The following is a 12,383-nucleotide window of genomic DNA, read 5'->3' as shown; positions in this document are numbered from 1 at the left end:
CCCCTTTCGGATGGCAGCCGTCTTACCGACCGTCAAAATAGGCTCGGGTCTGTTCCGCGTTACGCATGACTTCTTGCTTGAGCTCCTCCAGGCTGTCGAACTTCCGCTCGCCCCGCAGGCGCTTATAAAACTCCATCCGGACACTCTGTCCGTACAGGTTGCCGTTGAAATCCAGGATAAATCCTTCCACAGTCACCCGGTCGCCGTCGTCCACCGTGGGGCGCACCCCCACATTGGTCACCGCCAGGCGGCTGTCGCCGTTTTCAAACCACACTTTGGTAGCATATACCCCATAAGCGGGCACCAGCACACCGGGCTGGAACCGCAGATTCACCGTGGGAAAGCCCAGAGTGGACCCCAGCTTCTTGCCGTGGGCCACGGTATCGGTGAGGGTATGGGGATGGCCCAAAAATTCGTTGGCCCGCTCCATCTCGCCCTGGGCTACCAGGGTACGGATATAGGTGGATGACACCGTGATGTCGTCCCGGCACACCTTGGGAATGATATCGCAGCCAATGCCCAGCTCCTGACACAGTGTCTGGAGCCGCTCCGGATTACCCTCTCCCTTATAGCCGAAGTGGAAATCGTGGCCGGCCACCAGATGGACCGCCCCATGCTCCTTCACCAGATAGTCGGTGACAAACTCCCGCCAGGGCTGGTGCATCATCCGCTCGTCAAAGTGGGCCACGATCACATCCCGGATACCGTAGTACCGCCGCATCAGCTCCGCCCGGTCCAGGGGGGAGCTGAGCAGGGGGACCGCCGGGGTCTTGAGGATCAGGTTCTCCGGATGGGTATCAAAGGTGACCGCCGCCGGGACGGCTCCCAGTTCGGCCGCCTTCTCCCCCACCCGGCGCAGCAGGGCGCCGTGGCCCAAGTGAACGCCGTCAAAAAAGCCCAGGGCGATCACACGTCTTGTCTCTGTCCCGTTCACTGTCTCACACCTCGAAAAAACTTTTGATGGTAGCCATTACACCGCCGGCGCACCGGCCCAACAGCAAAAATTCCCCATCGGGGCCGTACACCCTCCATGTACCGTCAGCCACGGCACAGGAAAAGGGACTGCCGTTTTTGGCCTTCTTCAGTACCTCCGCTCCGATGGTCACCGCCGGGTATTCCCCAAAGCAGCCGTCCACCGGGATCAGCAGGGACGCCGGGTCGGTGGCAGCCTGGAGTTCCTCCAAAGTTACCGCCTGATCCAGAGTATATCCCGCCGCCTCGGTGCGCCGCAGGGCGGACATACAGCCACCGCAGCCCAGCGCCTGCCCAATATCATGGCACAGGGTCCGGACATAAGTGCCCTTGGAGCAGCGCACCCGCAGATACCAGGCATCCTCCTCCTGAGGGAACCCAGCCGGGGCCTCCTCCAGCACCTCCAGCTCATAGATGGTCACCGGCCTGGGGGGCCGCTCCACCTCTTTGCCTGCACGGGCCAGCTCGTAGAGCTTTTTGCCGTCCCGCTTGATGGCAGAATACATGGGTGGGATCTGAAGAATATCCCCACGGAAGGGTTCCAGGGCCGCTTTCAGGGTCTCCCGATCCACCTGGACCGGCCGCTGTTCCAGCACCTGGCCGGTGGTATCCTGGGTATTTGTCATAACACCCAGTTTTAATCCGGCGATATATTCCTTTTTCCCCTCGGTGGCAAACTCCACCGCCCGGGTCGCCCGCCCCACAAAGACAGGCAGCACACCGGTAGCCATGGGGTCCAGGGTGCCGCCGTGGCCAATCCGCTTTTCGTGGAAGATCCCCCGCAGCTTGGCGCAGATATCCATGCTGGTCCACTCCTGGGGCTTGTCGATGATGATGACTCCGTTAGGCATTGCTTTCCACCTGCCGGATGGCGTCCAGGATGGCGGACTCCGCCTGCTCCAGCGTACCGTCCACGGTACAGCCCGCGGCGGCGGCGTGCCCGCCGCCCCCCAGCAGGGCGCACACACGGGTAGCGTTCAGTCCGCCGCTGGTGCGGACGGACAGCTTGCAGGCCCCGTCCTCCAGCTCCCGGATGGTGACGGAGGTCTCCACCCCCTCGATCTGGCCCAGGAAAGCCGCGATATCCTCCATGTCCTCCTCAGTGGCGCCCGCCTCGTCCATCAGAGACAGGGACACGGGAGCCACGGCCACCTTGCCGTCCTCATAGCGGTGCATCCGCTCCACAATGAGCCGTTCCACCTGGAGCCGAGCCCAGGTCTTGGTACGGAAGTGGCGCTTGTTCAGGGGGAATACATCGATTCCAGTATCCATCAGGGCGGCGGCCACCCGGTGGGTATCCGCCGTGGTGTTGCTGTACTGGAAGCAGCCGGTGTCGGTGGATACCGCCACATACAGGGGAACCGCCGTCTCCTGGTTGATCTGCCCCAGTTCTTTCAGGATGTCGTAGATGATCTCGCCGCAGGCCGCCCGCCCGGCGTCCAGGCAGGTCTCCTTGGCAAAAAACTCCTGAGAGGGATGGTGGTCAATGGCCAGATCGATTCCCCGCTCCAGCCAGGGCTGACCGGATTTGGTAAAAAGACCCCGGGCGGCGATGTCCACGCTGACCACCGTCTCCGGCTCATACCCCTCGGGGGCCAGCAGGCCCTCCAGGTAAGGGGTGAAGAGATGAGTCTCCCCGGTGCCGGGGCAGATATGAGCCGTCTTGCCCAGGCCGCGCAGTCCCAGGCACAGGGCAGCGGCACAGCCGATGGTGTCCCCGTCGGGGCGCTTGTGGGTCAGGACCAGGTAGCGGTCGTGGTCCTTCAGCCAGGCCGCAGCTTCGGTATAGGTCATGGAGCTCACTCCTCGCTGTCCAGATCGATGTGGGCGTTGGCCGGATTGGCAGGCTTCACTACCTCCGGATTCCGCAGCATACTCAGGATATGGGCACCCTGGCCGATGGAGTCATCCTCTACAAATTGCAGCTCGGGGGTATAGCGCAGCTTCAGGGCCGCACCCAGTTCCCGCCGCAGGTAGCCTCCGGCGGATTTCAGGCCCTTGACCACCTCGCTCACGTCGCTCTTATCCAGCACGCTGACATAGATCTTGGAATAGCGCAGGTCAGAGGTGGTATCCACGCCGGTGATGGACACCAGTCCGTGGACCCGGGGGTCCTTGACCGTGCGGATGAGGGTGGCCAGCTCCCGCTGGATCTCCTCGTTGATACGTCCAATGCGATTACTTGCCATATTTTTCTCCTATTACGCAATACAGACCCGCCCCCTCCTCAAATGAATTGGGGACGGAACGGGTCTGATTTCATTTTTTATAATTATACTTCAATTTGCTCCATCAGGAAGGCTTCAATGACGTCGCCCTCCTTGATGTCCTGGAACTTCTCGAAGGTGATGCCGCACTCGTAGCCCTGAGCCACTTCCTTCACGCTGTCCTTGAAGCGCTGGAGGGAAGCGATGGAACCGTCGTAGATCACCACGTTGTCGCGCAGCAGGCGCATCTGGGCGCCGCGCTGCATCTTGCCGCCCGTGACGTAGCAGCCGGCCACCATGCCCACGCCGGTGATGCGGAACACGTTGCGCACCTCGGCCTGGCCCAGCTCCACTTCCTTGAACTTGGGAGCCAGCATACCCTTCATGGCGGTCTCGATCTCGTTGATGCAGTCGTAGATCACGCGGTACATCCGCATATCAACCTTGTTGCGGGCGGCGGTGTCCTTGGCGTTGGAGTCGGGACGGACGTTGAAGCCCACGATGATGGCGTTGGAGGTGGTAGCCAGCATGACGTCGCTCTCGTTGATGGCGCCCACCGCGCAGTGGATGACCCGCACCCGGACCTCGTCATTGGAGATCTTCTCCAGGGAGGCCTTGACGGCCTCGGCGGAGCCCTGCACGTCGGCCTTGACGATGATGTTCAGGTCCTTCATCTCGCCCTGCTTGATCTGGCTGAACAGATCCTCCAGGCTTACCTTGCCCACCGGGCTGGAAGCAGCCATCTTCTGGTCGTGCTTGCGCTGCTCCACCAGCTCACGGGCCATACGCTCGTCGGCCACGGCGTGGAAGTCGTCACCGGCGCCGGGCACTTCGCTCATGCCGATGATCTCCACAGGCACGGAGGGACCGGCCTCGGTGAGCTTCTCGCCCCGGGCGTTGGTCATGGCACGGACACGGCCCACGGCGGTACCGGCAATGATGATGTCGCCCTGATGGAGGGTACCGTTCTGCACCAGCAGAGTGGCCACAGGACCGCGGCCCTTGTCCAGACGGGCCTCGATGACAGCACCGTGGGCAGAGCGGTTGGGATTGGCCTTCAGCTCCTGCATCTCGGCGGTCAGGTTGACCATCTCCAGCAGGTTGTCGATGCCCTCGCCGGTCTTGGCGGAGATGGGGCAGATAATGGTCTCGCCGCCCCACTCCTCAGGCACCAGCTCGTACTTGGTGAGCTGCTCCTTGATGCGCTCGGGGTTGGCCTCCGGCTTATCCATCTTATTGATGGCCACGATCACGGGGATCTTGGCGGCCTTGGCGTGGTTGATGGACTCCACGGTCTGGGGCATAATACCGTCGTCGGCAGCCACCACCAGGATAGCCACGTCGGTGATCATAGCGCCGCGGGCACGCATGGCGGTGAAGGCCTCGTGGCCGGGGGTATCCAGGAAGGTAATGGGCTTGCCCTGGACCTCCACCTGATAGGCGCCGATGTGCTGGGTGATGCCGCCGGCCTCGCCCGCCGCCACATGGGCGTTGCGGATATAGTCCAGCAGAGAGGTCTTGCCGTGGTCGACGTGGCCCATAACCACCACCACGGGAGCGCGGGGCAGCAGATCCTCTTCCTTATCCTCAGCGGTATCGATGAGCTTCTCCTCGATGGTGACGATGATCTCCTTCTCCACCTTGCAGCCCAGCTCCTCGGCAATGATGGCGGCGGTATCGAAGTCGATGACGTCGGACAGGGAGGCCATGACGCCGTTCTTCATCAGGGTCTTGACCACCTCGGCGCCGGTCTTCTTCATGCGGGAAGCCAGCTCGCCCACACCGATTTCGTCGGGGATCTTGACGGTGAGGGGGGTCTTTTTGGCGATCTCCATCTGGAGCCGGCGCATCTTCTCCTGCTCCTCCTGGCGGCGCTTGTTGCCGCCCTGGAAACCGCCCTTGCGCTGGTTGCGGCCCTGGAACTTCTGCTTGCCGGCCTGCATCTGCTTGGTCTTGCCGGCGGCCAGATCCTCCAGCCGCTGGTCGTACTTCTCCAGGTTCACGTTGCCGCTCTTGCGGGTGTCCACAACCTTCTTCTCAGGCACACGGGTCGTGGGCCGGCTGGGCTGCTGGACGGGCTGAGTCTTGGGCTGCTCCGCCTGAGCGGCGGGCTTATTGACAGGCGCGGTATGTTCCTTCACAGGCTTTCCACCCTTCTGGTTCTGCTGCTGAGCGGGAGCAGTGCGCTGCTCCTCCTTCCCGGCGGCAGGTGTTTCCTTGGCCGCGGCCTTGGGTTCCCGATACACATCGGCGTAGATGCTCTCAATGCTCTCCACCTGATTGTGCTGGGTGAGATACTCGAAAATCAGAGACAGCTCCCGGTCGCCCAGAGGCTGCATATGGTTCTTCGGAGTCGTCGCGTATTTGGTCAGAATGTCGGTGATATCCTTGGAGTTCTTGTTGAAATCCTTGGCCACCTCATGCACACGGTATTTGTTGTTCAGCAAATAAAGCCACCTCCAACTGGTCGGCTTGCGCCAATAGGAAAACGCGGCGGGACCGCTGCGCTTTCTTATTGGAACAAGCCTGCTTGTTCCAATCTGTCCTCAGCCACTTCTTGTTCATGGCTGCTGCTTCTTGATGGTCAGTTTGCCCTTGGGGGCAAACGGTCTTGCCTGCTTTTTGGCCGCGGGCGGATTCTCGGGCGCTTTGGCCGCCTTGGGGGGCGGAGCCCACGGCTTCTTGTTCTTCTTTTGCAGGTTCTTCTCATGGGCCCGCTGTTCCTTCTGCCGCTGAAGGGCCTTATCTGCCTTGATTTTCAGCTCCTCCGCCGCGGCGGAGCAGTGCTCCGGATCGGCTTGAGCCAGCTTGGCAGCAATGGCGGCGGCCAGCCCCACATCAGTGAGGGCCAGCATGGTGCAGGCGGAGCGGCCTACCGCACCGCCCAGGCCGCCCTTGGTGTAGGGCGTAGGCAGGTGGGGCACCTTGCCGATCTCGGCAAAGTGAGCGGCCCGGCGCAGGCTGTTGTCCGCGCCGTCACAGGCGGTGAGGATCAGCTTGGCCTGGTGGGCCCGGGCGGCGGCGCCCACCGGCTCCTCGCCCACCTCCACACGGCCTGCCTTACGGGCGATGCCCAGCAGATGCAGTACGCTATCCATCCTGATCGCCCTCCCGCATCTGCTGTTCCAGCGCCTCATATACCTCGTCGGGCATGGGGGCGGAGAAAGCCCGCTCCAGCGCCTTGGCCTTCCGGGCCCGCTTCAGGCAGGCCTCGTCGGGACATACATAGGCCCCCCGGCCCGGCTTCTTTCCCTTGAAATCCAGGGAGACTTCCCCCTCGGGGCTCTTCACCACCCGGATCAGCTCCTTCTTGGGCTTCATCTCCCGGCAGCCTACGCACTGACGCATGGGAATCTTCTTGGGCATCCTTCTGCCCCCCTTCCATCTTATTTGATCACTGAGGGATTACTCCTCGGTCTCGGCCTCGTCCTCGAGGATCACGTCCTCCTCGTCCTCCACTTCCTCGTCGGCGGGGGCGGAGGCGGGCTTGATGTCGATCTTCCAGCCGGTCAGCTTGGCGGCCAGGCGGGCGTTCTGACCCTCCTTGCCGATGGCCAGGGACAGCTGATCGTCGGGCACCACCACGCGGCAGGTCTTGCCCTCCTCGTGGATGTCCACGCTGATGACATCGGCGGGGGACAGAGCGGCGGCGATGTACACGGCGGGGTCCTCAGACCACTTGACAATGTCCACCTTCTCGCCGCGGAGCTCCTCCACGATGTTGTTGACACGCTGGCCCCGGGGACCCACGCAGGCGCCGATGGGGTCCACGTTGGGATCGGCGGACCAGACAGCCAGCTTGGTGCGGGAACCGGCCTCACGGGCAATGGACTTGACTTCCACAGTGCCGTCGTAGATCTCGGGCACTTCCATCTCGAACAGCCGCTTCACCAGGCCGGGATGGGTGCGGGAGATCAGGACCTGGGGACCCTTGGTGGAACGGCGGACCTCCACCACATATACCCGCAGGCGCATACCCTCCACGTACTCCTCGCCCTTGACCTGCTCGCCGGCAGCCAGGAAGGCTTCGGTGGCCTCGCTGCCGGAGCCGATCCGCAGGCTGGCGGCGCCGGAGCGGGGATCGATACGGGTGACCACGCCGGTGAGGATCTCGTGCTCCTTGGAGGAGAACTCGTCGTACACCATGCCCCGCTCGGCCTCGCGCATACCCTGGATGATGACCTGACGGGCAGTCTGAGCGGCAATGCGGCCAAAGTCCCGGGTCTTGATCTCGATCCGGATCACATCGCCCAGCTGGGCCTGGGGCAGCTTGGAGCGGGCCATCTCCAGGCTCATCTCGGTGCAGGGGTTATCTACCTCCTCCACCACGTCCTTCTTGACGAACATCCGGACAGTGCCGGCCTGCTCATCGGCTTCCACCGTCACATTGTCCCCAACGGTCTCATGGTCCCGCTTGTAGGCGGACACCAGGGCCTGGGTGATCTTCTCCAGCATATAGGACTTGGGGATGCCCTTTTCCTTCTCAATCAGGTTGATGGCGGCAAAAAATTCCTTGCCGTCCAGCTCATTGGTCTTCTGCGCTTTGGCATTCTTCTTCGGCATAGTTCTGTCTCCTTATCCTCAACACGGGCGGTTTCTGTCCGCCCCTACATCTTAAAACCGCACGTACAGCCGGGTCTGGGCCACGTCCTTCTTGACGAAGGTTCTGGGACCGTCGGCTGTCTCAATGGTCACGTCGCCGTTTTCATAGCCGGACAGGGTGCCCACATGGTCCTTCCGGCCGTCCACCGCCCGGTAGAGGCGGACCTCCACCTCAGCCCCCATAAAGGCGGCAAAGTGCTCCGGCTTCTTCAGGGGTCGGTCGGCGCCGGCGGAGGAGACCTCCAGCACATAGCTGCCCTCAATGGGATCGGCCTCGTCCAGCGCGTCGGACAGGGGGCGGCTCACCGCCTCACAGTCGTTAATGGAGACGCCGCCTTCCTTATCAATATAAATCCGCAGGAACCACTGTCCCGCTTCCCGCACATATTCCACGTCCCACAGGGAGCAGCCGGCAGCCTCCACCAGGGGGGCCGCCAGAGCGGATACCAGTTCCGTTACCTTGGCCATAATCCACCTCCGGCAAGGGGCTGTAAAAAATTTACATACCCCGTTTTTTCAATAAGAAAGAGCGGAGCCGTGACCCCACTCTCACCATACTTCTACTACTAACGTATGTACTATACCACAAACCGGTGTTTTGTGCAAGGGTCTGCCGTGATTTTTTCCAATCCGGTCTTTTTTATGCATTTGAGTTGACATAAGGAAACCCTCTGGTACAATAGGAATCAGATTTATTGTTCTAAGGAGGTCGGAGCATGGAAGGCAACAAGCAGGCCCTGGAAATTTTGGGCGAGGTAAAGAAAGCGGTGGTGGGCAAAGATAACGTGCTCGCCAAAGTGCTGCTTGCCATTCTGGCCCGGGGCCACATCTTGCTGGAGGACATCCCCGGCGTAGGTAAGACCACCATGGCGCTGGCCTTTTCCAAGGCCCTGAGCCTGCAATATAACCGGGTGCAGTTCACCCCCGACGTGATGCCCTCAGACATCACCGGCTTTTCCATCTACAACAAGTCCACCGGCGCCATGGAGTATCAGCCCGGAGCAGTGCTGTGCAACCTGTTTCTGGCGGATGAACTGAACCGGGCCACCAGCCGTACCCAGTCTGCCCTGCTGGAGGCCATGGAGGAGGGGCAGGTCACCGTGGACGGCGTGTCCCATCCGGTGCCCCAGCCCTTCCTGGTCATCGCCACCCAGAACCCGGCGGGGGCCTCAGGCACTCAGCCGCTCCCCGACTCCCAGATGGACCGGTTCATGATCCGGCTTTCCATGGGCTACCCCGCCCCGGCGGACGAGTTTGCCATGGTGCGCCGCAAGCAGGGAAACAACCCGCTGGATCAGGTGCGCCAGGTGCTGGATCTGAACAGTCTGGCCGCCCTCCGTGCCCAGGCCGACCAGGTATTTGTATCCGACCCGGTGCTGGACTATATCATTCGGCTGGTCAATGCCACCCGCAGCCACCCCATGATCGTCCAGGGCGCCAGTCCCCGTGCCTCTCTGGCCCTTACCGCCATGGCCAAGGCGGCCGCCCTGGTCTTTGGCCGGGACTTTGTCAATCCGGAGGACGTATCCATGGTCTTTGCCGATGTGGTGACACACCGACTCATTCTCTCCCCCCGGGCGGAGGCCAACGGCAACTTCCAGCCGGCGGCGGAGATTCTCCGGCTGGTCCCGCCGCCCAAGATCGGGTAAGGCTATGGCAGGCCGTCGGATTTTATACGCCGTTTTGGTGGGCGCGGCGGTGCTCTTTCAGATCTTTTTCCGCTTTTACCTGTCCACCTTTGTATTGGTACTCATTCTGGTGCTTCCCATTCTCTCCCTGCTGCTGGCTCTGCCCGGATGGATGGGGAGTATGGCATCGGTAGTGCCCCAAGCCCCCCTGATCACAGTAGGCGGCAGCGCCCGGTTTGGCGTGCTCCTGTACCATTCCTCTTTCCTGCCCCTCATCCGCCCCCGGATCAGGCTGCGCTGGACCAATCAGCTCACCGGAGAGTCGGGGGAAAGCAAGATCACGGTAACCGCCCGGAAGCCGGCGGAACTGACGGTGGCCGCCACCCACTGCGGCCGTCTGGTCTGCCAGGTAGAGAAAGCGGTCTGCTGCGACCTGCTGGGGCTCTTTCCTCTGCCGGTGCGAAAGGGCCCGGAGCGGGCTGTCCTCATCCTCCCCGCCCAGCTGGAGCTGGAAGGAAAGGAGGAGCTGGCTGCCGGTGAGAACGCCGGTACGGTACTCCGCCCCCGGCCCGGCGGCGGTCCCGGCGAGGACTACGACCTGCGGGAGTACCGGGTGGGGGACCCCCTGCGGTCCGTCCACTGGAAGCTGTCCTCCAAAAAGGACGAACTGGTGGTGCGGGAGACCCTGGAACCCCAGCAGGCCGCCATTGTGGTGACCTATGACCACTTCGGTCCGTCCGAGGAACTGGACCGCACCTTTGCCCAGCTGTGGGCTCTCTCCCGCTGGCTGCTGCAGCAGGACCGCCCCCACCACATCCAGTGGGCTTCTCCCGTCACCGGCGTGGCAGAGGACCGGGCTGTGGACAGTCCCAACGCTCTGCTGTCCTGTCTGGAGCTGGCCTTCTCCACCCCCGCACCTCTGGAGGGCCGCTCCATTCTGGACGGCGCCCTCCGGCTGCCCGGCGGCGGTAAGGTACGCCATCTCCATGTAACGCCGGACGGCGTGGAAGGAGGGGGACGATGAAACAGCATTCCAAACGGCAGCCCCGGCCCCGGCCGGGCTGGCTGGAGCTGCTGACCGGCGGCTTCCTGCTCTTCCTGCTGTTGTCCAGCACCCTCTGGTCCTTCTCCTCTGCGGTAGGACAGTCTCTTGAGCTCACCCTTTTCCTTACAGGCTGTGTGCTTCTGTCAGTCTTGCTCACCGTTCTGTGCGCACTCCCTACCCGCTGGATGCTGGTGAGTATGGCTGCGGTACTCTGCATTGACGGTCTGGTGGTGTGGCAGATGTTCACCGCCATGCGGCTGGGAGAGATCACCTTCCGCTGCTCTGTGGTGAATACGGTGTGTACCAGTCTGGAGCTGGACGGCTTTATTGAGCCCATCCTCCAGCTGGCCCCCTCCGTCTGGATCAGAGCCGCAACCATTCTGGCCCTGGCTGTGGCCGCTGTTCTGGTGGTTCTGCTGGCCCTGGCGGTTATACGGTTCCCTTCTTTTTCCGCCACCTTCCTGCTCACCGCCCCCTTTGTGCTGGCTCCTCTTTGCATTTCTGTCACACCGGCCTGGCTGCCTCTGATGGTGCTCATTCTGGCCTGGTGCGTGATGGGCCTGGGGTCCCTGGCCCGGCGGTGGGACCGGGCAGGAGCCGCACGGCTCACCCTGGTCTCCTTTCCGGCGGTAGCTCTGCTGCTGCTCCTCCTCAACGCCGCCATGCCCCAATCCACCTATCAGCGGCCCCAGTGGGCAGACGACGCTCTGGACTCCATCAACAACTGGGCAACTCATCTGAATATTACCCTCTTTGACGGCAAAGGACCCTTCGGCTTTGGCAGCGGCGGCTCCTTTACCAATGCCGACGGCAAGGTGTCCCTGGACGACGCCGGACCTCTGGACTTCTCCGGCCGGACGGTACTGGAGGTGGATACCGACCTGCGGGGCCGGATCTACCTGCGGGGCTTTTCCAGCGCGGTATACGACAGCGACGGCTGGGGGCCTCTGAAGGAATCGGACTATCAGGACCTGGGTCCCTTCTATTATCCCATCGATGAGGTATCCGGCCAATTCCCCCTTTCCGACTTGGAAAACGCATTGGACGGCTATCAGCCCATGAACTTCCCCGCCCTGGCTGACCGGAACGCCTTTCCCAGCAAACAATACGCCAAGGTCACGGTTCATAATACGGGCGCCGATCCAGGCTATGTGTACGTTCCCTATCACATCCTGTCCCAGCCCAACGAACTCGGCGGCACCAAGTTCATGTACGACTCCTATCTAGCCCGGGGAGAAGATGTATGGACCCACACCCTGTATGTCCAGCCTGGCTGCTCCCCCGATTCCGGGGCGGCGCTGCCGGTGGAGGCCCGGCGAGCAGAGGCGCGCTATCGGGCCTTTGTCTACGAGAAATATCTGACCATTCCCGACTCTCCCCAGCTGTGGGATGCCATGGTAGAGGCCACCGACCAGTTCTGGCCCCAGGTCATGGAGGCCTGCGACAGCAGGGAAATAACCAGTACCCCCGATTTCTCCTACGGCATTACCTCGGAGAACGGTATTCCTGACCTCACAAAATCGGATATCAACCTGATCCATCTTTGGACCATGGAGAGCGCCCAGGCCATCGCCGATTATCTGGCCTCCATCACTCAGTATGATCCCAACACCCCCGCCACCCCGGAGGGAGAGGATTTCGTCACCTATTTCCTCACCGAGAGTCACCGGGGCTACTGTATGCACTATGCCAGCGCCGCCACCCTCATGCTGCGGGCTATGGGTATCCCCGCCCGGTATGTCACCGGCTATGTGGCCGACGTACCCTCCTCCGGCCATGTGAATGTCCCAGATTCCGCCGCCCACGCCTGGGTGGAGGTCTATATTCCCGGCTACGGCTGGGAGCCGGTGGAGGTCACCCCCGCCTATGCCGGCAGCAATCCCGGCCAGAGCGGCACGGCCACCCCCACGCCTACCCCCACCGCAACAC

12 protein-coding genes are annotated in these 12,383 nt (G+C 62.3%); 3 read left to right on the top strand and 9 right to left on the bottom strand.

Annotated features, from left to right (window positions below):
- Window positions 1-22: 22 nt before the first annotated feature.
- The 9 genes from ribF to rimP form a co-directional block, all read right to left on the bottom strand.
- Complete coding sequence (gene ribF, locus B5G06_RS08140; RefSeq protein ID WP_087188582.1) at window positions 23-934, bottom strand: riboflavin biosynthesis protein RibF; 912 nt, start codon at window positions 932-934, stop codon at window positions 23-25.
- A gap of 4 nt (window positions 935-938) precedes the next feature.
- Complete coding sequence (truB, locus tag B5G06_RS08135) at window positions 939-1,823, bottom strand: tRNA pseudouridine(55) synthase TruB (RefSeq protein ID WP_087188581.1); 885 nt, start codon at window positions 1,821-1,823, stop codon at window positions 939-941.
- Window positions 1,816-2,766 carry a DHH family phosphoesterase gene (locus tag B5G06_RS08130; RefSeq protein WP_087188580.1) on the bottom strand — a complete coding sequence of 317 codons (951 nt, stop codon included), beginning with the start codon at window positions 2,764-2,766 and terminating at the stop codon, window positions 1,816-1,818. The genes truB and B5G06_RS08130 overlap by 8 nt, the downstream gene beginning before the upstream one ends.
- Window positions 2,767-2,771: 5 nt before the next feature.
- A complete protein-coding gene (rbfA, locus tag B5G06_RS08125; RefSeq protein WP_087188579.1) occupies window positions 2,772-3,161 on the bottom strand; it encodes a 30S ribosome-binding factor RbfA in 390 nt (129 codons plus the stop codon).
- A gap of 83 nt (window positions 3,162-3,244) precedes the next feature.
- Window positions 3,245-5,623: a translation initiation factor IF-2 gene (gene infB / locus B5G06_RS08120; RefSeq protein ID WP_204220776.1), complete on the bottom strand. Its 2,379-nt coding sequence runs from the start codon at window positions 5,621-5,623 to the stop codon at window positions 3,245-3,247.
- Window positions 5,624-5,740: 117 nt separating this feature from the next.
- Window positions 5,741-6,277, bottom strand: a complete 537-nt coding sequence (locus B5G06_RS08115) for a L7Ae/L30e/S12e/Gadd45 family ribosomal protein (protein WP_087188577.1) — start codon at window positions 6,275-6,277, stop codon at window positions 5,741-5,743.
- Complete coding sequence (locus B5G06_RS08110) at window positions 6,270-6,545, bottom strand: RNase P modulator RnpM (RefSeq protein ID WP_087188576.1); 276 nt, start codon at window positions 6,543-6,545, stop codon at window positions 6,270-6,272. The genes B5G06_RS08115 and B5G06_RS08110 overlap by 8 nt, the downstream gene beginning before the upstream one ends.
- A 39-nt stretch (window positions 6,546-6,584) precedes the next feature.
- Window positions 6,585-7,742, bottom strand: a complete 1,158-nt coding sequence (nusA, locus tag B5G06_RS08105; protein WP_087188575.1) for a transcription termination factor NusA — start codon at window positions 7,740-7,742, stop codon at window positions 6,585-6,587.
- A gap of 51 nt (window positions 7,743-7,793) precedes the next feature.
- Window positions 7,794-8,249 (bottom strand): ribosome maturation factor RimP, encoded by a 456-nt coding sequence (gene rimP / locus B5G06_RS08100; RefSeq protein WP_087188574.1) that lies wholly within the window; start codon window positions 8,247-8,249, stop codon window positions 7,794-7,796.
- Between the two features lie 248 nt (window positions 8,250-8,497).
- On the opposite strand from rimP, the gene B5G06_RS08095 reads away from it, so the two are divergent.
- The 3 genes from B5G06_RS08095 to B5G06_RS08085 form a co-directional block, all read left to right on the top strand.
- Window positions 8,498-9,430, top strand: coding sequence for an AAA family ATPase (locus B5G06_RS08095; protein WP_087188573.1), 933 nt, complete (start codon window positions 8,498-8,500; stop codon window positions 9,428-9,430).
- Between the two features lie 4 nt (window positions 9,431-9,434).
- Window positions 9,435-10,433 carry a DUF58 domain-containing protein gene (locus B5G06_RS08090; RefSeq protein WP_087188572.1) on the top strand — a complete coding sequence of 333 codons (999 nt, stop codon included), beginning with the start codon at window positions 9,435-9,437 and terminating at the stop codon, window positions 10,431-10,433.
- The coding region (locus tag B5G06_RS08085) for a transglutaminase-like domain-containing protein (protein WP_143382721.1) at window positions 10,430-12,383 on the top strand (1,954 nt) is incomplete at its 3' end. The genes B5G06_RS08090 and B5G06_RS08085, both read left to right, overlap by 4 nt.

Source organism: Flavonifractor sp. An52 (assembly GCF_002159385.1).
Lineage (GTDB): Bacteria > Bacillota > Clostridia > Oscillospirales > Oscillospiraceae > Flavonifractor > Flavonifractor avicola.
The sequence above is the reverse complement of the archived record's forward strand: the minus strand, read 5'-3'. Positions and strand labels throughout refer to the sequence as shown.